Origin of the sequence: Mesorhizobium sp. WSM4887, assembly GCF_029625865.1 — a bacterium.
In the GTDB taxonomy this organism is placed as follows: Bacteria; Pseudomonadota; Alphaproteobacteria; order Rhizobiales; family Rhizobiaceae; genus Mesorhizobium.
Genome location: NZ_JARTVP010000003.1, coordinates 545,626 through 566,888, shown reverse-complemented (window position 1 = coordinate 566,888; position 21,263 = coordinate 545,626). Strand labels below are relative to the sequence as shown.

General features: G+C 64.0%; 25 protein-coding genes. 18 read left to right on the top strand and 7 right to left on the bottom strand.

Annotated features, from left to right (window positions below):
* The first annotated feature begins 5 nt into the window (after positions 1-5).
* The 5 genes from kdpC (at position 6) to P9230_RS16360 (ending at position 5,082) form a co-directional block, all read left to right on the top strand.
* On the top strand, positions 6-569 hold the full coding sequence (gene kdpC, locus P9230_RS16380) for a potassium-transporting ATPase subunit KdpC (protein ID WP_127324496.1): 564 nt from the start codon (positions 6-8) through the stop codon (positions 567-569).
* 56 nt (positions 570-625) lie between these two features.
* Positions 626-3,349, top strand: coding sequence for a sensor histidine kinase KdpD (locus P9230_RS16375; protein ID WP_127324495.1), 2,724 nt, complete (start codon positions 626-628; stop codon positions 3,347-3,349).
* Positions 3,346-4,038 (top strand): response regulator transcription factor, encoded by a 693-nt coding sequence (locus P9230_RS16370; protein ID WP_278119922.1) that lies wholly within the window; start codon positions 3,346-3,348, stop codon positions 4,036-4,038. The genes P9230_RS16375 and P9230_RS16370 overlap by 4 nt, the downstream gene beginning before the upstream one ends.
* A gap of 125 nt (positions 4,039-4,163) precedes the next feature.
* Positions 4,164-4,469 (top strand): hypothetical protein, encoded by a 306-nt coding sequence (locus tag P9230_RS16365; RefSeq protein WP_067003984.1) that lies wholly within the window; start codon positions 4,164-4,166, stop codon positions 4,467-4,469.
* A gap of 145 nt (positions 4,470-4,614) precedes the next feature.
* The gene (locus tag P9230_RS16360) at positions 4,615-5,082 is read left to right on the top strand and encodes an NUDIX hydrolase (protein ID WP_095800551.1); all 468 of its coding nucleotides are present in this window, start codon (positions 4,615-4,617) and stop codon (positions 5,080-5,082) included.
* A gap of 111 nt (positions 5,083-5,193) precedes the next feature.
* Here the strand turns inward: P9230_RS16360 and P9230_RS16355 are convergent, their stop codons facing one another.
* From P9230_RS16355 to P9230_RS16335, 5 genes are all read right to left on the bottom strand, one after another.
* Positions 5,194-6,033: a citryl-CoA lyase gene (locus P9230_RS16355; protein WP_095800552.1), complete on the bottom strand. Its 840-nt coding sequence runs from the start codon at positions 6,031-6,033 to the stop codon at positions 5,194-5,196.
* Complete coding sequence (locus tag P9230_RS16350) at positions 6,030-7,214, bottom strand: CoA transferase (protein WP_127324494.1); 1,185 nt, start codon at positions 7,212-7,214, stop codon at positions 6,030-6,032. The genes P9230_RS16355 and P9230_RS16350 overlap by 4 nt, the downstream gene beginning before the upstream one ends.
* A 15-nt stretch (positions 7,215-7,229) precedes the next feature.
* Positions 7,230-8,753: a tripartite tricarboxylate transporter permease gene (locus P9230_RS16345; protein ID WP_127324493.1), complete on the bottom strand. Its 1,524-nt coding sequence runs from the start codon at positions 8,751-8,753 to the stop codon at positions 7,230-7,232.
* Between the two features lie 5 nt (positions 8,754-8,758).
* The gene (locus P9230_RS16340; RefSeq protein ID WP_067318841.1) at positions 8,759-9,295 is read right to left on the bottom strand and encodes a tripartite tricarboxylate transporter TctB family protein; all 537 of its coding nucleotides are present in this window, start codon (positions 9,293-9,295) and stop codon (positions 8,759-8,761) included.
* 120 nt (positions 9,296-9,415) lie between these two features.
* On the bottom strand, positions 9,416-10,381 hold the full coding sequence (locus P9230_RS16335) for a tripartite tricarboxylate transporter substrate-binding protein (protein ID WP_127324492.1): 966 nt from the start codon (positions 10,379-10,381) through the stop codon (positions 9,416-9,418).
* A 202-nt stretch (positions 10,382-10,583) separates the two neighbouring features.
* On the opposite strand from P9230_RS16335, the gene P9230_RS16330 reads away from it, so the two are divergent.
* The 7 genes from P9230_RS16330 to P9230_RS16300 all read left to right on the top strand — a co-directional run bounded on the left by P9230_RS16330 (position 10,584) and on the right by P9230_RS16300 (position 14,103).
* Positions 10,584-11,435: an IclR family transcriptional regulator gene (locus P9230_RS16330; protein ID WP_278120039.1), complete on the top strand. Its 852-nt coding sequence runs from the start codon at positions 10,584-10,586 to the stop codon at positions 11,433-11,435.
* An 82-nt stretch (positions 11,436-11,517) separates the two neighbouring features.
* The gene (locus P9230_RS16325) at positions 11,518-11,988 is read left to right on the top strand and encodes a nucleoside deaminase (protein ID WP_067318844.1); all 471 of its coding nucleotides are present in this window, start codon (positions 11,518-11,520) and stop codon (positions 11,986-11,988) included.
* Between the two features lie 141 nt (positions 11,989-12,129).
* Positions 12,130-12,453, top strand: a complete 324-nt coding sequence (locus P9230_RS16320) for a metalloregulator ArsR/SmtB family transcription factor (protein WP_067003998.1) — start codon at positions 12,130-12,132, stop codon at positions 12,451-12,453.
* On the top strand, positions 12,450-12,860 hold the full coding sequence (locus P9230_RS16315) for an SRPBCC domain-containing protein (protein ID WP_127247036.1): 411 nt from the start codon (positions 12,450-12,452) through the stop codon (positions 12,858-12,860). Before P9230_RS16320 ends, P9230_RS16315 begins: the two co-directional genes overlap by 4 nt.
* An 83-nt stretch (positions 12,861-12,943) precedes the next feature.
* Positions 12,944-13,177: a hypothetical protein gene (locus P9230_RS16310; RefSeq protein WP_127214046.1), complete on the top strand. Its 234-nt coding sequence runs from the start codon at positions 12,944-12,946 to the stop codon at positions 13,175-13,177.
* Complete coding sequence (locus tag P9230_RS16305) at positions 13,177-13,626, top strand: DUF1801 domain-containing protein (protein ID WP_127247037.1); 450 nt, start codon at positions 13,177-13,179, stop codon at positions 13,624-13,626. The genes P9230_RS16310 and P9230_RS16305 overlap by 1 nt, the downstream gene beginning before the upstream one ends.
* Positions 13,627-13,704: 78 nt before the next feature.
* Positions 13,705-14,103, top strand: a complete 399-nt coding sequence (locus P9230_RS16300) for a DUF1801 domain-containing protein (RefSeq protein WP_127214050.1) — start codon at positions 13,705-13,707, stop codon at positions 14,101-14,103.
* Between the two features lie 48 nt (positions 14,104-14,151).
* Here the strand turns inward: P9230_RS16300 and P9230_RS16295 are convergent, their stop codons facing one another.
* Positions 14,152-14,706: a GNAT family N-acetyltransferase gene (locus tag P9230_RS16295; RefSeq protein WP_278087061.1), complete on the bottom strand. Its 555-nt coding sequence runs from the start codon at positions 14,704-14,706 to the stop codon at positions 14,152-14,154.
* A gap of 214 nt (positions 14,707-14,920) precedes the next feature.
* Here P9230_RS16295 and P9230_RS16290 point away from each other — a divergent pair, with 214 nt between their 5' ends.
* From P9230_RS16290 to P9230_RS16275, 4 genes are all read left to right on the top strand, one after another.
* On the top strand, positions 14,921-15,376 hold the full coding sequence (locus P9230_RS16290; RefSeq protein WP_067318854.1) for a DUF2214 family protein: 456 nt from the start codon (positions 14,921-14,923) through the stop codon (positions 15,374-15,376).
* 260 nt (positions 15,377-15,636) lie between these two features.
* The gene (locus tag P9230_RS16285) at positions 15,637-16,614 is read left to right on the top strand and encodes a tripartite tricarboxylate transporter substrate-binding protein (protein WP_127324544.1); all 978 of its coding nucleotides are present in this window, start codon (positions 15,637-15,639) and stop codon (positions 16,612-16,614) included.
* A gap of 95 nt (positions 16,615-16,709) precedes the next feature.
* Positions 16,710-17,171 carry a tripartite tricarboxylate transporter TctB family protein gene (locus P9230_RS16280; protein ID WP_278119914.1) on the top strand — a complete coding sequence of 154 codons (462 nt, stop codon included), beginning with the start codon at positions 16,710-16,712 and terminating at the stop codon, positions 17,169-17,171.
* Positions 17,172-17,181: 10 nt separating this feature from the next.
* Positions 17,182-18,690, top strand: a complete 1,509-nt coding sequence (locus P9230_RS16275) for a tripartite tricarboxylate transporter permease (RefSeq protein WP_278087059.1) — start codon at positions 17,182-17,184, stop codon at positions 18,688-18,690.
* Between the two features lie 52 nt (positions 18,691-18,742).
* On the opposite strand, the gene nth is transcribed toward P9230_RS16275, so the two are convergent.
* Positions 18,743-19,558, bottom strand: a complete 816-nt coding sequence (gene nth / locus P9230_RS16270) for an endonuclease III (protein WP_127239703.1) — start codon at positions 19,556-19,558, stop codon at positions 18,743-18,745.
* Between the two features lie 22 nt (positions 19,559-19,580).
* Here nth and P9230_RS16265 point away from each other — a divergent pair, with 22 nt between their 5' ends.
* Complete coding sequence (locus P9230_RS16265) at positions 19,581-20,075, top strand: DUF2244 domain-containing protein (RefSeq protein ID WP_095800560.1); 495 nt, start codon at positions 19,581-19,583, stop codon at positions 20,073-20,075.
* Positions 20,076-20,287: 212 nt separating this feature from the next.
* Entirely contained in the window at positions 20,288-21,193 is a 906-nt protein-coding gene (locus P9230_RS16260) for a methylated-DNA--[protein]-cysteine S-methyltransferase (RefSeq protein WP_164746661.1), read from the top strand.
* Positions 21,194-21,263: the final 70 nt, after the last annotated feature.

Here is a 21,263-nt window from a genome sequence, read left to right as displayed (position 1 = left end):
TTCCGATGTTCAAGCAACTCAGACCCGCTATCGTCATGATCGTTTTCTTCACGGTGCTGACCGGCCTCATCTATCCGATCGGCATGATCGGCATCGCGAAGGCGCTGTTTCCCAGGCAGGCCAATGGCAGCCTGATCGAAAGGGATGGCAAGGTTATCGGCTCCGAACTGATCGGCCAGGCCTTCGCCAGCGACCGCTATTTCCGCGGGCGGCCGTCGGCCGCCGGCGACGGCTACAACGCCGCCTCCTCCGGCGGCTCGAATCTCGGGCCGACCAATGCGAAGCTGATCGAGCGCATCAAGGCCGACGCCGACAGGCTGAAGGCCGAGAACCCGAACGCACCGGTTCCGATGGATCTCGTCACCACGTCTGGCAGCGGCCTCGATCCCGACATCAGCCCGGAGGGGGCCTATTTCCAGGTGCCGCGGATTGCCAAGGCCAGGGGCATCGATGAAGCCAAGGTGAAATCGCTTGTCGACGGCCATGTCGAGGATCGCGAGCTGGGCTTCATGGGTGAGCCGGTGGTCAATGTGCTGGCCCTCAACATGGGGCTCGACGATCTCAAATAATCAGCACTCGCAGCGGGGATCGACACGATCCCCGGTGCAATCCATGATTGGACTTGATGCCGGACGACAGGACCAACTTCGAGAACAGACCTTCTCCCGACGCGCTGCTCGAGCACGCGGAGCGGGAGGGCCGCGGCCGTCTGCGCATCTTCCTTGGCGCGGCGCCCGGCGTCGGCAAGACCTACGAGATGCTGTTGGCAGGCCGCGCCCGGCGCGCCGACGGCATCGACGTCGCGATCGGCGTCGTTGAAACGCATGGCCGCAAGGAAACCCAGGCGCTGGTCGAAGGCTATGAGGTGATCCCGCGACGCGAGGTCGAATACAGGGGCCGCGTCCTCGACGAGATGGACATCGACGCCATCCTGAAACGGCGGCCGGAGCTGGTTCTGATCGACGAGCTCGCGCACACCAACGGGCCCGGCAGCCGTCATCCCAAGCGCTATCTCGATGTTCAGGAAATCCTGTCGCAGGGCATCGACGTCTACACCACGCTCAACATCCAGCATGTCGAAAGTCTGAATGACGTCGTGGCGCAGATCACCCGCGTCAGGGTGCGCGAAACCGTTCCGGATTCCATCATCGACGAGGCCGACGACATCGAGGTCATCGACCTCACCCCGGACGACCTGATCAAGCGGCTGCATGAAGGCAAGGTCTATTTCCCGCAAACCGCTCAGCGCGCGATCGAGAACTATTTTTCGCCTGGCAATCTGACGGCGCTTCGCGAGTTGGCGCTGCGACGCACCGCGCAGCGCGTCGATGAACAGCTCCTCAGCCATATGCAGTCCCACGCCATTCCGGGACCGTGGGCGGCCGGCGAGCGGGTCCTTGTCTGCGTCGACTCGCGTCCGGACGGGAGCGCTCGTATCCGCTACGCGCGCCGGCTCGCCGATCGCCTGCGGGCGCCATGGACGGCGCTGCATGTCGACACGCCTCGCCTGGCCGGCATGTCCGAAGAGGACAAGGACCGGCTGGCGACAAACCTGCGCCTTGCCGAACAGCTCGGCGCCGAGGTGGCGACCATCCCGGGCCAGAACGTCGCCCAGGACATCGTGCGCCATGCGACGGCGAACAACTTCACCCATATCGTCATCGGCAGGCCGACCCGCTCGCGCTGGCGGGAACTGATCGAGGGCTCGCTCACCTATGACCTGATCCGCAATGCCGGCGACATCAGCGTCCATGTCATTTCGGGCAAGGAGCGCGATGCCGACATGCCGTCGGCCCGGGTGAAGGCCGCGCCCGAGCAGAAGCCCTTCCAGATCTGGCCCTATCTGTTCTCGACGGCCTATGTCGCCGGCGCGGTGGCCGTCAGCTCGATTCTCGATCAGTTCCTCGATGTCCGCAATCTGGCCAGCGTCCTGCTGCTGGCGGTGCTGACTTCTGCGGTGACGTTCGGACTCTGGCCGGCGCTCTACGCTTGTTTCCTGAGCGCGCTTGCCTTTAACTATTTCTTTCTCGAGCCGCGCTATACGTTCACGATCAGGGATCCGGAGAGCATCGTTGCCTTCGCGGTCTTTCTCGTTGTCGCAGTCATCGCCAGCAATCTGACGGCGCGCGTCCAGCGCCAGGCGGTCGCCGCCCGCTCACGCGCGCGAGCCACGCAGGACATCTACTCGTTCTCGAAGAAGCTCGCCGGCGCCGGCACGCTTGACGACGTGCTGTGGGCCACCGCCTTCCAGATCGCCTCGATGCTGAAAGTGCGCGTGGTGCTGCTTCTGCCCGAGAATGGAACGATCACCGTCAAGGCCGGCTATCCGCCGGACGATACGCTCGCCGAGGCTGACATCGCGGCGGCCCGCTGGGCCTGGGAACATGATCGCCCCGCCGGCCGCGGCGCCGATACGCTGCCCGGCGCCAAGCGCCTCTATCTGCCCTTGCGAACAGGCCGGACAGCGGTCGGCGTCGTCGGCCTCGACAACGACAAACAGGGCCCTTTGCTGACCCCCGAGCAGCAGCGCCTTCTCGACGCGCTTGCCGATCAGGCGGCGGTCGCCATCGAACGCATCCAGCTTGTCGCCGATGTCGACCGCGCCAGGCTGGCGGCGGAAGCGGACCGGCTGCGCACGGCGCTGCTTACCTCGATCTCGCATGACCTGAAGACGCCGCTGGCCGCCATCATGGGTGCCGCCGGCACGCTGCGGGAATACGCGGCCGCCCTTCCCGAAGAGGACCGCGCGGAACTCCTGTCGACGGTGGTCGACGAATCGGAGCGGCTCAACCGCTTCATCGCCAATCTGCTCGACATGACCAAGATCGAGTCCGGCGCCATGGAGCCGAACTACGCCCTCCATTATGTCGGCGATATCGTCGGCTCGGCGCTCGATCGCGCTCGCAAGATCACCGGCGAGCACCGCATTAACACCGACATTCCGCCGGACCTGCCGATGCTGCGCCTCGACCCGGTGCTGTTCGAGCAGGCGCTGTTCAACCTCCTCGACAATGCCGCCAAGTATTCCGCGCCCGGCTCGACCATCCGCCTGCAAGGCTGGGTCGACAACGGCTCCGTCATCCTGCAGGCCATGGACGAGGGACCAGGCATCCCGCCCAACGACCTCGAACGGATCTTCGACACCTTCTATCGGGTGCGCAAGCGCGACCAGGTCCGCGCCGGCACGGGTCTCGGCCTGTCGATCAGTCGCGGTTTCGTCGAGGCCATGGGCGGCAGGATCTCGGCGACGAACCGTACCGACCGGCCCGGCGCGATCTTCACCATCCGCATGCCGGTGCCGCAGGAAATTCCGGACCTTGCCGTGGCCAAAACGGATGACGCCGCATGACCGGTCAGAACGTCAGCATCCTGGTCGTCGACGACGAACCGGCGATCCGCAGGCTGCTTCGGGTCGGCCTCGGCAGCCAGGGCTATGCCGTATCGGAGGCACCGAACGCCAAGGCAGCGATCGAGCTCATGCAGGCGCAGCGGCCCGACCTGATCCTGCTCGATCTCGGCCTCCCGGGGATGACGGGCCTCGAACTGCTCGGCAAATGGCGTGACGACGGCCTCGACATTCCGGTCGTCATCCTATCGAGCCGCACCGACGAGGCCGGCATCGTCCAGGCGCTCGAGATGGGCGCCGACGACTATGTGACGAAACCCTTCGGCATGAACGAGCTCGTCGCCCGCATCCGCGTGGCGCTGCGCCACAAGTTCCAGCAGCAGGGCGAGAAGCCGGTGTTCCAGGCCGGAGACCTTTCGGTCGACCTGGTGAAGCGCATCGTCAAGGTAGAGGGTAAGGAAGTAAAACTGTCGCCGAAGGAATACGATATCCTGCGCATGCTCGTGCAGTATGCCGGCAAGGTTCTGACCCATCAGTTCCTGCTGAAGCAGATCTGGAACGAGTCGACGGACGTGCAATATCTCAGGGTCTATGTCCGCCAATTGAGGCAGAAGATCGAGAAGACACCGGACCAGCCGCGCTACATCATCACCGAGACCGGCGTCGGCTACCGTTTGCGCGAGGTCGATTGAAGGAACCGGCGGGCATCATCAAACCGATCGAGGCTGTGCCGAGATCGGTCGCTTGAACCATGGTAGATCCGCACAAACATCCTATATTACGGCAAGGTTTCTGTTTTTCGTGCGGGAAGGAAGCGATGTCGCATCCTCGGCTATCGGCGGCTTTGATTGCCGCGGCTTTGTCGACTGCCGCCCTTTTGGGCGCGGCTTCATATGCCTCCGCGCAGGTCGTCATCCCCACAGACCGCAACGCCCTGATCCAACATAACGAGCTGCAGGCGCTCCGGAACCAGCTGCAGCGACGACAGTTCCAGCAACAGCAGCAGCTTTACCGCGAGCAGGACCGGCAGATCGTTCCGAAGGCTCGCCCTGAAGTGCCGATCGTCAAGCAGAATTGCCAGTCTCAGGTGATCGGCACCACGATTTCGCGCGTCTGCCGCTGACATTTTTCTTTTTTGGGTTTACTTAGCCGACTTACTGTCGGCAGCGAGCCGCCTTGCATGGGCGGCGGTTTTGGGATTTGCAGGAGCGAGATTTTTGCCGTGCGGATAGCGTACGGCAGGAATGCCGCTTTGATCGGATTTGGGGATGGCAGCAGCCAAGAAGAAAGCAGTACGCAGGGCAAAGAAGGGAGAGCGGATCCGCCAGGTGGCGGCCATCCCCTTTCGCCTACGCGGCGACGGCCAGCTTGAAGTCTTGCTGGTCACCTCGCGCACGACCAAACGTTTCATTGTGCCCAAGGGCTGGCCCATGAAAGGCAAGAGCGGGCGCAAGGCGGCCGCGATCGAGGCCCAGGAAGAGGCGGGCGTGCTGGGCAAGGCGCTGAAGCAGCCTGCCGGCGGCTACTCCTATTGGAAGCGCATGGCCAGCCGTTTCGTCCGTGTCGACGTGGTCGTCTACCTGCTCGAGGTCAGCGAGGAGATGGCCGACTGGCGGGAGGCCGTGAACCGTCAGCGGGCTTGGCTGCCGGCGGCCGATGCGGCCCTGCTGATCGACGAGCCCGAGCTTTCCACGCTGCTGAGGGATTTGACGGCCTTGGTGACCGATCCGGCGTAAGACGATGGCCTGGCGCAATTCCACGAAAGTGTGACACGGCATCCGTCAGGAATTCCGTCACAACAAAATGGATGGAATGGTTCGCCGTTTTCCGTGGAACGGTGAAACGCTCTAATCGGAGTCGCCAGGAAACGGCCGTGCCGGGGTGCCGCTATAAGCCCACAGCCATTCTTTGGGCAGAGGTCCCTTGTTGCGGTCGCTCTCCTGTGATTGCTCCCAGGCATGCGCCAGTATGCCTACCGAGCGCGACAGCACGAAGAGGCCGCGCGTCAGTGGCGGCGGGAAGCCAAGCTCGCCATAGATGACGGCCGTGGCGCCATCGATGTTGAGCGGGATCGTCTTGCCCTTGCGTGTCGCCACCTCCGCCTCGATCGCCTCGGCAATGTCGGCAAAGCGCCCGCTGACGACGCCGCGACCGGCGAAGTCGCGCGTCAGTTCGATGAGGCGTGGCGCCCGCGGATCGATCGGGTGGAAGCGATGCCCGAGGCCGGGCACGTAGCCCTTTTCCTCGGCGAAGAACCGGTCGAGCCGCGCACTCACCGCTTCGGCGAGGCTCGCGCCACCATCGATTGCGGCGGCGATGTTGCCATAGAAGGAAAGCGCCTGCTCGCCGGCCCCGCCATGCACGTCCCCCAGCACATTGATGGCGGAGGCCATGGCGTTGTTGATGCCGACGCCGCAGGTCGCCGCCATGCGCGCGATCGCGATCGACGGCGCCTGCGGGCCGTGGTCGACGGCGGCCCCGAGCGCGATGCCGAGCAGCGCCGCCTGATCGTCGCCCGGCAATTCGCCGCGCAGCATAAGCCAGATCATCGCCGGAAAGCTGACCCGGCCGATCAGATCCTGGATCTGGTAGCCGCGCAGCCGGATCACGCCGGGCTGCATCTCGATGATGCCGGTCCGCCACCACTCCTCGCCGCGGTCGCGGCCGGTCTTTTTGTCCGCGCTCATGCCCGCGCCCTCCCCTTGCCGCGCGCCGGCAAGCTGGCGAACACGTCGTCCATATGCGCGCCAAGACGTGGCGGAGGGCCGGCTGGCACGGGAGCCGCACCGTCGACCATAAAGCCGCCGCGCACCACCGTGAGCGGCTTCTCCATTCCGGGTATCTCCTGGAAGCGCGTCGTCATGCGGCGCTCGGTGACCTGGCGTTCCTGCAGCACTTGCGGGATCGTCAGCACCCGCCCGGCCGGCACGCCGGCGCGGTTGAGCTTTTCTTCCCAGACCGCCGCAGGAGCGCCGGCAAGCGCGTCTTCGATAAGCGGCTTCAGCGCTGCCCGGTTCTCTTTGCGCGTCTCGCGTTCTGCAAAGCGCGGATCCGAAGCCAACTCTGGGCGGCCGATCAAGCCGCAAAGGGTCACGAACTGCTCCTGCTTGTTGGCGGCGATGTTGAGCAGGCCCTCGCCGGTGCGGAACGCGCCGGAGGGCGCGGCCGTCATGTTCTCGTTGCCCATGGCTTGAGGCTCAACGCCCGCCGTCAGATAGTTCGACACCGGCCATCCCAAGGCCGATAGCGTGCATTCGAGCATCGACACGTCGAGGAAGGCGCCTTCGCCGCTGGTCTTCTGCCGCACCAGCGCCGCAGCGATAGCGAAGGCCCCCACCAGCCCGCCCAGCGTGTCGGCGACCGGATAGCCGACGCGCAGCGGCGCCGTTTCCGGCGTGCCGGTGATGCTCATGATCCCGGACAGCCCCTGGATGATCTGATCATAGGCCGGGTTGCCGCGCATCGGGCCGGTCTGGCCGAAACCCGATATCGCGCAATAGACGAGGCTTGGCCTAACCTCCTTCAGCTTCTCGTGGCCGAGGCCGAGCCGATCCATCACGCCCGGCCGGAAATTCTCGACCAGTGCGTCCGCCGTGGCGACCAGGTTGAGGAACCGCTCGCGGTCGGCCTCCTGCTTCAGGTCGAGCACCACCGATCGTTTGCCAGCGTTCTGCGCCAGGAAGGATGCACCCATGCCGGCTTTGTTGAGCTCCGGCGAGGCGCCAAGCTGGCGCGCGAGATCGCCGCCCGGCGGCGCCTCGACCTTGATGACGTCGGCGCCGAGCAGCGCCAGCTGGTAGGCGCAGTAAGGACCTGCCAGCACATTGGTGAGGTCGAGGACGCGTATGCCGGAAAGCAGGTCTGTCATGATGCTCCAGATCGGTCAGGCATCGCCCGGCACATGCTCTGGTCCGCGCGTGCGCCGGCGTTCGATCCAGGCCCAGATATGCGGGCCGACCAGACCGATGAAGGCGAGCGTTAATAGCGTCAGCGAGAGCGGGTGCCGGTAGAACACCGTCCAGTCGCCATTGGCGATCGTCATCGCCCGGCGGAACTGCGTCTCGGCGAGCGGCCCGAGGATCATGCCGATGATGACCGGCGCCGTCGGAAAATCGAAGCGGCGCATAAGGAAACCCGCCGCGCCCAGCAGATAGAGGATGATGAGATCGATCGGCGACTGCGAGATGCCGTAGGTGCCGACGGTGGCGAACACCAGAATGCCGGCATAGAGCTGCGGCGCCGGGATCTTGAGCAATCGTACCCAAAGGCCGATCAACGGCAGGTTGAGGATTACGAGGATGACGTTGGCGATGAACAGGCTGGCGATGAGGCCCCAGACGAGATTGGCCTGCGTCGTCAACAGCAGCGGTCCGGGATTGATGCCGTAGCTCTGGAAGGCCGACAGCATGATCGCCGCCGTTGCCGAGGTCGGCAGGCCAAGCGTCAGCATCGGCACCAGCACGCCGGCAGCCGACGCGTTGTTGGCAGCCTCCGGCCCGGCGACGCCTTCGATGGCGCCGACCGTGCCGAACTCCTCCTTGTGCTTGGAAAGCTTCTTTTCGATGGCATAGGAGAGGAAGGTCGGGATCTCGGCCCCGCCGGCGGGCAGGGCGCCGATCGGGAAGCCGATTGCCGCGCCCCTGAGCCACGGCTTCCACGAGCGCGCCCATTCGGAAGCAGTCATGTAGAGCGAGCCCCTCAGTGGCACGATCTCGTCCTTCCCGGCATAGCGGCGCGAGGCCACGTAGAGGGTCTCGCCGACCGCAAAGAGGCCGACCGCTACGACGATGACGTCGACGCCGTCGAGCAACTCGCCCATGCCGAAGGTGAAGCGCGGCTGCCCGGTCTGCAGGTCGACGCCGATCATGCCGATGACGAAGCCGACGAACAGGCTGGTAAGCCCACGCACAGAGGACGAGCCGAGCACCGCCGAAACGGTGATGAAGGCGAGCACCATCAGCGAGAAATATTCCGCCGGCCCGAAAGCCAGCGCCAGCTTGACCACGATCGGCGCCAGGAAGGCGACGCCCAGCGTGCCGAGGGTCCCGGCGACGAACGAGCCGATCGCGGAAGTCGCGAGCGCCGCGCCGCCGCGGCCCGAACGCGCCATCCGGTTGCCCTCGAGCGCGGTGACGATGGTGGCGCTTTCGCCCGGTGTATTGAGCAGGATCGATGTCGTCGAGCCGCCATACATGGCCCCGTAATAGATGCCGGCAAACAGGATGAAGGAAGCTTCCGGCGCCACCTGGTAGGTGATCGGCAAAAGCAGCGCGATGGTCAGCGCCGGCCCGAGGCCAGGCAGCACGCCGATCGCGGTTCCGAGCGTCGTGCCGAGCAGGCACCACAAGAGATTGGTCGGCGTGAAGGCGACCGCAAATCCGTGCGCGAGATAACCGAGCGTGTCCATCGTCCTCAGCCCCTTCCCATGCCGACGAGGGCGCTGATCAACGCGTTGAGCTGGTTCTCGATCAGGCCGGCCCCTATATTGACGCCGAGCGCTCTGGCGAATCCGAAATAGGCAGCCAGCGCCAAGATCAGGCCAAGCAGCGCATCGCGCAGCGGATGCCGGCTGCCGAAGCCGAAGCAGACCAGCACGAACATGATCACCGAGGCGGCTGTGAAGCCGAGCGGCTGGATCAGCACGAGATTGGCAACGAGCCCCGCGACTACGAAACCCATCGCCTTCCAGTCGGTCGGCGTCTCCTTTTCCTCGTCCGGCTGCCAGCCGCCACGCAGGGCGGCGACGATGAGCAGCAGCGACAGGATCACCATGCCGGCCATGGTCATGTAGGGGAAGACCTTCGGGCCGACCTTGGAATAGAGCGGCGAAACCGGGATCGCCAGGGTCTGCCAGGCAACGGCCCCGGCGCAGGCAAGAAGCCCGACGCCGATCAGCAATTCGGGTATGGCAAGGCGCGGCGGTGACGCCTGCTGGTCGCTGGTGCTCATGATCTCCTCCCCGGAAGCCGGCCTTCCACTGCCGGCTTCGCCGCAGTTTCATTGAACCGTCGCATGTCCGCTGTCTCGAAGAAGGCGATGCAGCCTCCTTCGAGGTCAGGCAGGAGGCGATCAGGCGAGGCCGAGATCCTTGAGGATCGCGCCGATGCGTGTCGTGTCCTCGGCGACGAACTTGGCATAATCGTCGCCGGTCAGCAGAATCGGCGTCCAGTTGCGGTTCTTGCACTCGGTCGCCCAGGCCTCGCTCTTCGCCATGGTCTCGACCATCTTGATCATCGCCGCCTTGTCTTCGTCGGAAACGCCGGGGGGTGCAAAGACGCCGCGCCAGTTGAACAATTCGACGTCGATGCCGGCTTCTTTCAATGTCGGCGCGTCGATGCCTTCCTGACGCTTGTCCGACGAGATCGCCAGCAGCCGGAGCGCGCCCGCCTTGACCTGCTCGGAGAATTCGCCATAGCCGGAAATGCCGGCCGCGACCTGGTTGCCGAGCAGCGCCGACAGCGCCTCGCCGCCGCCGGCGAACGGCACATAGGACAGGTTGGCGGCAGGCACGCCGGCCGTCTTGGCGATCAGGCCGAAAAGGATGTGGTCGGAACCGCCGGCCGAACCGCCGGCCACCGGAACCTTCGTCGGATCCGCCTTCAGCGCCGCGACGAAATCATTGGCCGTCTTGAACGGCGAGGCTGCCGGCACCACCAGCGCCTCGAACTCGCCGGTGAGGCGCGCGATCGGCGTCACTTCGGTGAGATTGTTGGCGGCCTTGTTGGCGATGATGGCGCCAACCATGACCATGCCGGCAACCATCAGCGCGTTGCCCTTGCCCTTCCACTGGTTGACGAATTGCGGCAGGCCGACCGTGCCGCCGGCGCCACCGACATTGGTGATCTGCGAGCCGGAGATCAGCTTTTCGGAGCGCAGCACCTGATCGATCGTGCGCGCGGTCTGGTCCCAGCCGCCGCCGGGGGCCGCCGGCACGAAGATTTGGATTTGCGGGGCGTCCTGCGCAAAGGCGGCTCCGAAATGCAAAGCCGCGAAGCCGGCGGCGGTGGTCGACAAGAATCTGCGTCTGTTCAGCATGGGATTCCTCCAAATCACGACACCTCCTCCGGTGCCTGCCAAGACGTGGCCTGAATTAAGACCCGCATTCGAGTTCAAGCATTTGTTACCGCGTTCTGTCAACGGGAATGCCATTCTGCTGGACAGAACGCATCGGATCGGACTAAATCCGCATGTCCAGGGTCATTCCCGGATGGGCGACCACGATGAAATCGTCACCGCAATGACAGACCTCCCTCCAAGCCAGGCTCCGGCCGACGGCGTTGCCGCGCTCGACCGGGCAATCGCCATCCTCGACGCGTTCACCATTGCCGACCGGTCGCTCGGCCTCGCCGAAATCGCGGCCCGAACCGGTCTCTACAAGAGCACGATCCTCAGATTGGCCACCTCGCTGATGCGCGGGCAATTGCTGGAGCGCCTGGAGGACGGACGCTATCGCATCGGACCGGCGACCTTCAGGCTTGGCGCGCTTTACCAGCGCTCGCTCGTGGCGATGGATATCCTGTTGCCGATCATGCGCGATCTCTCCGAGCGGAGTTGGGAAAGCGTCGCCTTCTATGTCCGCTCGGGCGACGTGCGCACCTGTCTCTACCGGGTCGAGTCCAAGCACCCGATCCGTTACACGATACGGGAAGGTGACGTGCTGCCCTTGCTGGTTGGTTCCGGCGGCCGGGTGCTGGCCGCGTTCTCGGGAGAGCAGGGCGAGCCTTACGAGACGATCCGGAAAACCTATAGTTACATTTCAATCGGTGACCGCGATCCGCAGACTGCCGGCATCTCCGCCCCTGTCTTCGGGCCGGGACGGACACTGCTCGGCGTGCTCACGCTCGCCGGTCCGAACACGCGGGTCGACGCGGCCTTCCTCACCCGCATGAAGCGGCCGCTGCTCGAAGCTGCCGCCCGCGCCACCCGCGCTTTTGGCGAAGATGCATCCATGCTGGATGCGGCAAGCCTCGACACGCCGCCGGAGCCCACAACGGATCCGGGTTTTGGCGAGCATCAAATTCGAGTTTCCGGCACGCAGCAGGCCAATGTCGCCGAGCTTCGGGCAGGTGGACGCTCAAGCGACGGTTAGCTCTTGCCAATCGCGTCCCTTGGCACCAATCTCGGCTCGAAGGGCCGCTCATCGGGTGGATGGCTGCGCGATAGGTTTTGCCATGACCCGCGATCAGATGCTCGCCCATCTCCGATCCGCCGACGCCGCGGCGCGCGAGGCGGCGGCGCACGGTCATCATCCATTCGGTGCGGTGCTGGTCGGCCCCGACGACGCCATCCTCATGCGCCAAGGCAATATCGACACCGTCCATCACGCCGAAACCGAACTTGCGCGACGCGCGGCGACTGCCTATTCGCCGGAGTTTCTCTGGACCTGCACGCTCGTCTCAACCGGCGAGCCCTGCGCGATGTGCACCGGAACGCTCTACTGGGCCAATATCGGCCGGCTGGTTTACGGCTTCGAGGAGACCCAGCTTCTGGCGCTCACCGGCGATCACGCGGAGAATCCGACGATGAGCCTTTCTTCGCGCGCCGTGCTCGACTCCGGGCAGAAAAAGATCGAGGTGTTTGGCCCCTTCCCCGAAGTCGCGGACGAGCTGCTCGCACCACACCGCGAGTTCTGGAAGCGCTGACGCGGAAGCGGATGTTGGGGACGGGTCCGCAAGGATAGGGTGACCCAGTCCGCCCTAAGCTTCCGCCCTCTAGGCTCTGCTTGACTCACACATATCTCACTGGTTATACGTCAATCAATAGCCATTGAGTTATCGATCCAGATGACGAACGCACACGATATGCTGTTCCGGACGCTTGCCGATCCGACAAGGCGCGCCATCTTCGAGCGTCTGTGCCGGCAAGGCGAGCAGACGGTCGGCGCGCTGACGGCTGAGGCCGGTGTCTCGCAGCCGGCGGTGTCGAAACATCTCGGCCTGCTCAAGCAAGCCGGACTGGTGCGCGACCGCCACGAGGGTCGCCAGACCCATTACAGCGCACAGCTTGGCGCGCTGGCGCCGCTAATGGATTGGACTCGCGATATGGCCGGGTTCTGGGAGAGCCGGTTCGACGATCTCGAGGATCTGCTGCAGAGGATGGATCAATGAACGATATGCCGGCCGGAACGCGCTCCGTTGTCGTCGAGCGCGAGATTCCCTATCCGCCGGAAAAGATCTGGCGGGCACTGACCCAGCCGCATCTCATCGAGGAGTGGCTGATGAAGAACAACTTCAAGCCGGTCGTAGACCACCGTTTCGAACTGAGCGCGGACTGGGGCGGTGTCGAGTGCCAGGTCCAGACAGTCGAGCCAAACAAGACGCTTTGCTACACATGGGACACCAAGGATCTAGAGAGCGTCGTCACATGGACGCTGACCCGGACCGGCGCCGGCACTCGCCTGCGCATGGAGCAGACGGGCTTCCGAACTGACCAGGAGCCGTATTTCCGGGGCGCCACCGTTGGCTGGCCGAGGTTCTTTGCGGCCTTGGAGCAGGTGCTTTCGCGGATCGAGTGAGGACCTGCGGCAACCTCATCCAGATGACGCAGCTGGCACGCTGGTAGGCCCAGCGTTCATTGGTTCTTTCAGAGGAGGAAGCATTGGACTGGAGCAAGTGGATCAGGCAGTTGCATCGCTGGCTGTCGATCATCTTTACCGTGACCGTCATCGCCAACTTCGTCGCCATGGCATTGGGCGAGCCGCCGGCCTGGGTGGTCTATTCGCCGCTCCTGCCGCTTTTCCTGCTGTTGTTCAGCGGCCTCTACATGTTCGTGCTGCCCTATGCCGCAAGGTGGCGCGGTGGGCCGGCGCGCGAGCGCGCCGGACCGGCCTGATGGCAAAAGCGAAATCGGCAAAGGTTGCAGCCAGGCCGTCGGGGGAAAAACCCGTCCTGCTTTCGGGCGGCAACCCGCAGATCGCCAAGGGGTATGGTGACGCTCCCGTGCAGGCCTATATCGCGGCGATGCCGGGCTGGAAGAGCGAGGTAGGCCGCCGGCTCGACCAACTTATCATGCAGGCCGTCCCCGACGTGCAGAAGGCCGTCAAATGGAACTCGCCGTTTTACGGCATGGACGGCGAAGGCTGGTTTCTCGGCATTCACTGTTTCACCAGATACGTCAAAGTGGCCTTCTTTCGCGGCATGTCGCTGAAGCCGGTGCCGCCCGGCGAATCCAAGAGCAAGGACACGCGCTATTTTCACATCCATGAGGACGACCAGCTCGACGAAGCGCAATTCGTCTCCTGGGTGAAACAGGCAAGTCAATTGCCTGGCGAACGAATGTAAGCGCATTATCGGTCACTCACGGTCCGCCCGACGAGGCATCATGGCGATCCGTCTAGCGGGTGTTGAAGGAGGACACATATGGAGAAAATCGGCGTGCAGGAAAGCAAGTCTCCTTCCGAGCTGATCGATGGCCGTATCGCGGAATTGGGCGATTGGCGGGGCGAGATGCTCGGCCGGCTGCGCGCCCTGATTAGGGATGCCGATCCGGACGTCACCGAGGAATGGAAGTGGCGCGGCGTGCCGGTCTGGGAGGACGCCGGAATGATCTGCACCGGCGAGACCTACAAGGCCGTCGTCAAGCTGACCTTCGCCAAGGGCGCGGCGCTGCCGGATCCCTCACGTCTCTTCAACTCCAGCCTCGAAGGCAACACAAGGCGCGCCATCGATTTTCGCGAAGGCGAGGAGATCGACCAGGAAGCGTTCAAGGCTCTCGTGCGAGCAGCGGTGGCCCTGAACAGGTCCAAGGCCAAACGCTGATCCCAGAAGCGCGTCAGCACCGGAGGCGGACGAACCCGGCATTGCCCTCTAGGCTGTTGCCCCTCCGGCCCACCGCTCCAGCAGGATCGTCGGCTTGTCGTGATAGGTGGTCCGCAGGATTTCGCGATAGCCGTTCTTATCTGCGACCTTGAGCGAGGCGCCATTTTCGGGATCGATGATGCAGACGGTCCTGGCTCGCCCGAACGCCTCGTCACCCCAGGCGACGATGCGCCCGACGACTTCGCTTGCAAGCCCCTGGCCATGCGCACCCGAAGCTAAAGCCCAGCCGGCTTCCGGCACGCCTTCGATCGAGGGCTCGATCTCGCGCTTCAGATCATGGAAGCCGGCCTCGCCGAGGAAGCGGCCAGTCGCCTTGTCCTCGATCGCCCAGAACCCATAGCCAAGCAGCGACCACAGCCCGGCATGGCGCAGGAAACGCATCCAGCTTTCCTCGCGGGTGCGCGGCTTGCCGCCGATGAAGCGGGTGACCCCCGGGTCCGCCCACATCGCGACATAGGTCTCGAAATCGTCGAGCCGGTGCGGCCGCAGGACGGTCCGCGCCGTCTCGAGGATCGGCACCCCGGCTTCCCTTGCAACGCTCATCGCAGTCCTCTCCTTTGAGCGGCAGCGCTTAGCAAACCTGCACGTTCGAACAAGGGCCAGGATCGCCCGGGGCATCCTCCAGCGACGCAAGTAGATGAGCGCGGTCATTGACCGGCTGACATTTCGGCGTGTGGGATTCTCGACAGGCGATGCTAGTCTTGGGACGAAGCTGATTCAGCGATATCGCGGCGCCGTCTGAAAACGAGGAAAGATAATGGACACCACCGACCTTCTGCTGGCGATCGCCCATCATCTTCTGGTGTTCTCGCTGGCCGGCATCATTGGCGCCGAGTTCGTGCTGGTGCGCGGCGAGTTGGGGGCGACGACGCTCAAGCGCGTTGTCGGCATCGACCGCCACTACGGCATCATCGCCGCGCTGATCGTCATCATCGGCATCTGCCGGGTGTTCTTCGGCCTGAAAGGCTGGGAGTTCTACGTCTTCAACTGGGTGTTCTGGGCAAAGATGATGGCCTTCATCATCGTCGGCCTGCTGTCGATCATCCCGACCGTGCGCTTCATCTCCTGGAGCAGGCAGGCGAGCGGCAATCCATCCTTCTCGGTTCCGGCGGCGGAGCTCGCCTCGGTGAAGAACTATGTCCGCGCCGAGGGCTTCATCTTCCTGCTCATCCCGGTCTTTGCGGCGGCGATGGCGCGCGGCTACGGTTATTAGAATAGAACCGAGGAAGAGCAGGGATCGGGCAGCAACCGGCATCCGCCAACGTACCGTCGTCAGATGTCGACATCCCGCGATCCATCATCCGACCCAGATCTTTTCCATCCATCTTGCGGGTGATTTGTAGATAATTGCGGTTTGCCGTTTGAGTCCGATTGCAATCTGCTAGCCTGCACTAGTTGCTATTGCATCCACAGCCGTCGCCGAGAGGAATTTCGCGCGGTGGCTGGAGATTCATACTCTGGGAGGAAGTCACAATGAGAAAATTTGTTGCCGCTCTGGCTGCCGCAGCGGCCATCACGCTTTATCCGTTCGCCGCGGGCGCGCAGACCTATCCGGAACGCACCATCACCGTGGTGGTGCCGTTTGCGGCCGGCGGCCCGACCGACACGGTCACACGCCTCATCGCCGAAGCCATGTCGAAGGATCTCGGCCAGCAGGTCATCGTCGAGAATGTCGGCGGTGCCGGCGGCACGCTGGGCGCGGGCCGCGTCGCGAAGGCTGACCCGGACGGTTATACGCTGCTCCTCCACCACATCGGCATGGCGACCAGCGCGACGCTGTACAGAAAGCTCGCATACGACACGCTCAACGCCTTCGAATATGTCGGCCTCGTCACCGAGGTGCCAATGACCGTCGTCGGCCGCAAGGACCTTGAGCCGACCGATCTGAAGGGACTGGTCGAGTACGCCAAGACCAACAAGGACACTGTCACCGTCGCCAATGCCGGGATCGGTGCGGCCTCGCATTTGTGCGGCATGCTGTTCATGAGCGCCATCGGTACGCCGCTGGTCACCGTGCCCTACAAGGGCACCGGCCCGGCCATGACCGATCTTCTTGGCGGCCAGGTCGACATGATGTGCGACCAGACGACCAACACCACCAAGCAGATCCAGGGCGGCACGATCAAGGCCTATGCCGTCACCTCGCCGGAACGCCTCGATGTGCTGCCGGACGTCCCGACGACGACGGAAGGCGGCCTTCCCGAGGTGCAGGTCAGCATCTGGCACGGCCTCTACGCACCAAAGGGTACGCCGGCCGAGATCACCGGACGCCTGTCGAAATCGCTGCAGGTCGCGCTGAAGGATCAGAACGTCGCCGCCCGCTTCGCCGAACTCGGCACCAAGCCGTCGCCCGAAGCCGACGCGACACCGGCGGCGCTGAAGGCCAAGCTTGAAAGCGAGATCGGGCGCTGGAAGCCGATCATCGAAGCCGCCGGCCAGTACGCCGACTGAGGTTTTGGACGGGGCGCGATCGGCGCCCCGTTTTTGCTTCGGCCCCGTTTTGCGTTGCAACGGCGCGCCCGGGGTGCGCACCTGAGAGGAACGTGATGAAGCCCTTCGCAATCGACACGACCAACGGCATATGCGCCGCGCTGTTCATCGCCTTCGGCGCATTTTTCGCGCTGCAGTCGCTCGGCCTCGAAATCGGCACCGCCTTCCGCATGGGACCGGGCTATTTCCCGCTGGTCCTGGCGATCGTGCTGCTCCTGCTTGGCGTTATCATCCTCGTCGAGGCAGTGCGCTTCGAGAGCGAGGCGATCGGCCACATTGCGTGGCGCGGCATGCTGCTCATCCTCCCCGCTCCGATCTTCTTCGGCCTGACGGTGCGCGGTCTCGGCTTCATCCCGTCGATCTTCCTGACGGCGCTGATCGCATCCTTTGCCAGCGCCCGCATGAAACCGCTGACCGCGCTCGTGTTGTCGGCCGGCCTGACGCTGTTTGCATCACTCGTCTTCAGCTACGCACTCGGCCTGCCGTTCCGACGCTTTGGCCCGTGGCTGCCATTGTGAGGAGACGACCATGGAACTCCTCGCCAACTTGGTGCTCGGCTTTTCGACGGCGACATCGCTGGCCAATCTCGGTTTCTGTCTGATCGGCGTCCTTCTCGGCACGCTGATCGGCGTCCTGCCCGGCATCGGCGCCACCGCAACCATCGCCATGCTCTTGCCGATTACGTTCCAGATAGGCGACCCGGTTTCCTCTCTCATCATGCTCGCCGGCATCTATTACGGCGCGCAATATGGCGGCTCCACCACCGCCATTCTCATCAATATGCCCGGCGAATCCTCGTCAGCCGTCACCGCAATCGACGGCTACCAGATGGCAAAGAACGGCCGCGCCGGGGCGGCACTCGCGATTGCTGCGATAGGCTCGTTCTTTGCCGGCACGGTGTCGACCTTCCTGGTCGCCATCTTTGCTCCGCCGCTGACGGCGATGGCGCTGGAATTCGGCGCGGCCGAGTATTTTTCGCTGATGGTCGTCGGCCTCGTCTCGTCCGTCGCGCTCGCCCACGGCTCGATAGTCAAGGCGCTAGCCATGGTTGTGCTCGGCCTGCTGCTCGGCATTGTCGGAACCGACATCTATACCGGCACGCCGCGCTTCACGCTCGGCATCACGCAATATGCCGACGGGCTGAATTTCGTCGCGGTAGCGGTCGGCGTCTTCGGCGTCGCCGAGATCCTGCGCAACCTCGAGAACGAGCATGAGCGCTCCGTGCTGATCCGAAGAGTCTCCGGCCTCATGCCCACCGGCGAGGATTTTCGGCGCATGGCCGCGCCTATCATGCGCGGAACGATCATTGGTTCGGCGCTCGGCATCCTGCCGGGAGGCGGCGCGATCCTTGCAGCCTTTGCCTCCTACACGGTCGAAAAGCGCGTATCGAAAAACCCGGGGGAGTTCGGCAAGGGCGCCATCGAAGGGGTCGCCGGGCCGGAATCGGCCAACAATGCCGGCGCGCAGACCTCCTTCATTCCCATGCTGACGCTTGGCATTCCGGCCAATCCGGTAATGGCGCTGATGATCGGCGCGATGATCATCCAGGGCATCGTGCCCGGCCCCAATGTCGCGACCGAACAGCCGGAGCTGTTTTGGGGCATCATCGCCTCAATGTGGATCGGCAACCTGATGCTGATCATCCTCAACCTGCCGCTGATAGGGCTTTGGGTGAAGCTCCTTACGATCCCCTATTACGTGCTGTTTCCGATCATCATGGCGTTCTGCTCGATCGGCGTCTACAGCGTCAACACCAATGTTTACGACCTCTACGCCGTCGCCTTCTTTGGATTGCTCGGCTACCTCCTGACCAAGCTGCGCTGCGAACCCGCGCCACTGCTGCTCGGCTTCGTGCTCGGCCCGTTGCTTGAGGAAAACTTGCGTCGCGCCATGATTCTGTCGCGCGGCGACCCGAGCACCTTCGTGACGAGACCGATCAGCGCCAGCCTGCTCTTCATCGCGCTCGCCGTGCTCGTCATCGTCTTCCTGCCCGCGGTCAAGAAGAAGCGTGAAGAGGTGTTTGTGGAGGAGAACTAATTCGGCGTTTGGGCCGAGGCGCCGTCGGCTGGCGCTATCCGCTACACTCTGCCTAGCTGACACCAATAGCTCGGTCCTCAGTTTCGTCGAGCGGCGCGAGCTCGATCAGCGGCGCCGGCAGGTCGGTGGTCTTTTCCTTTGACTTGCAGATATCGGCGATGACACAGACCGGGCAGTCGGGCTTGCGCGCCTTGCAGACATAGCGGCCATGCAGGATCAGCCAGTGATGGGCGTGCCGCATGTATTCGGCGGGGATGACTTTTAAGAGCCCCTGCTCAACCTGTTCGGGCGTTTTGCCGGGCGCCAATCCAATACGATTGCCGATGCGAAAGATATGCGTGTCCACCGCCATCGTGTGCTGGCCGAAGGCGACGTTGAGCACGACATTGGCGGTCTTGCGTCCCACGCCCGGCAGCTTGACCAGCTCGTCCCGATCTTCGGGCACGTTGCCGGCATAGTCGTCGATCAGTGCCTTCGAGAGCGCGACCACGTTCTTTGCCTTGTTGCGCCACAGGCCTATGGTGCGGATGTAGTCGCCGACCTTGGCCTCACCGAGCGCCAGCATCTTCTGCGGTGTATCGGCGACCGAAAACAGCGGCTTCGTTGCCTTGTTGACGCCGGCATCGGTCGCCTGCGCCGACAGCACCACCGCGATCAGCAGCGTGAAGGGATTGACATAGTCGAGCTCGCCCTTCGGCTCGGGCCGCTGCACGGAAAAACGCCGGAAGATCTCATGCACCTCGGCGGGCGTGTAAAGCGAGCGCAGCCCGCCCTTCCGGGAGGGCGTCTTTGCTTTTGCACTGCCGCCTGAGGCGGAGGCCGACGGCTTTTTGACGGGGAAGGATTTTTTGGACTTGGGCGGCGCCATTCCCTTCCTATAATATTTCCCTATGAGCGACACAAACGCCTCGTTCGAAGCCGACAAGCCATTCTTCCAGGCCCTGCTGACGCCGCATCGCTCCCTCGGTCGGACCGGCTTTCTGATATTGATGGGCGCGCTGATGTTCGGCTGGGCGATCACCGGCGCGATCTTCCTGGCACATGGCGCATGGCCGGTCTTCGGCTTCTTGGGGCTGGACGTGGTCGCCGTCTACATCGCCTTTCGCGTCAATTACCGGGCGGCCCGCGCCCGTGAGGAAATATCGGTCTCGCGCACCAGGCTTGACATCCGCAAAACGGCGCCGTCGGGCCGCTTCGAGGATCATCGCTTCAACCCGTTCTGGGCCCGCTTTTCGATCGCCCGCCATGCCGAGATCGGCATCACCAACATGGCCGTCGAGGCGCAAGGCGAAAGCGTTTCGATCGGGTCTTTCCTGGATCCCGGTTCCCGCGAAAGCTTTGCTGCTGCCTTTTCGCGCGCACTGGCGACCGCCAGGGCGCGTTGAACTGGCACGGCGCTCCGGCGCCTCGCCGTAGAGCGTCATCAGCAAGGTCTGCCTTACCCCGGTCAAACTATCTTTTCGCCGGCCGTCATCGCCCTTCGGCTCGAAGCCTGCTCGATCTGGGTAGGGGCCGGAGGAAGGCAAGTTTCGGGTGGTGGCAATGCGCGGGAAGACCGATATTCGCGGCCGAGCAGATAGCCATGGGAGATATTGCCATGAACGCCCAGATGACCATGAATACCCGGATGGAACCGTCAGCGATCCTGCAGAACGACATCACGCCCGTGGGCAGCGACTACGAAATCGTGCGCCGCGCCATCGAGAAGATCAGCCTCGACTATCGCGACCAGCCCTCGCTGGAGGTTCTGGCCGAGGCGGTCGGCGAGACGCCGACGGGCCTGCAGAAACTGTTCACGCGCTGGGCCGGCCTGTCGCCCAAGGCCTTTCTGCAGGCGGTGACGCTCGACCATGCGCGCAGGCTGCTTGATTCCGGCATGCCGCTGCTCGAAACCTCGTTCGAGCTCGGCATGTCGGGCCCCGGCCGGCTGCACGATCTCTTCGTCACGCACGAAGCGATGTCACCCGGCGACTACAAGACCCGTGGCGCCGGCCTGACCATCCGCTACGGCTATCATATCTCGCCCTTCGGCATTGCGTTGATCATGGTCACCGATCGCGGGCTGGCCGGCCTGGCCTTCTGCGACGCCGGCGGCGAGCGGGCTGCCTTCGCCGATATGTCCGGCCGCTGGCCGAACGCAGCTTACGTCGAGGACATGTCGGCCACCCAGCCCTATGCCGCGCGCGTCTTCGATCCGACCAAATGGCGTGCGGACCAGCCTCTGCGCGTGGTGATGATCGGTACCGACTTCCAGCTGCGCGTCTGGGAGGCGCTGCTGCGCATTCCGATGGGCAGGGCCTGCACCTATTCCTCGATCGCGGCAAGCATCGGCGCGCCGAGCGCCAGCCGGGCCGTGGGTGCCGCGGTGGGCGCCAACCCCATGTCCTTCGTGGTGCCCTGCCATCGCGCGCTGGGCAAGTCCGGCGCGCTCACCGGCTATCACTGGGGCCTGACACGCAAGCGCGCCATCCTCGGCTGGGAGGCGGGACAAATGGCGTCCTGAAACCTCGTTTTTTCCGCGCGCCATTGCGAAAAACCGTGGATCTGAATATAGGTAAGTATAATCGAAACAA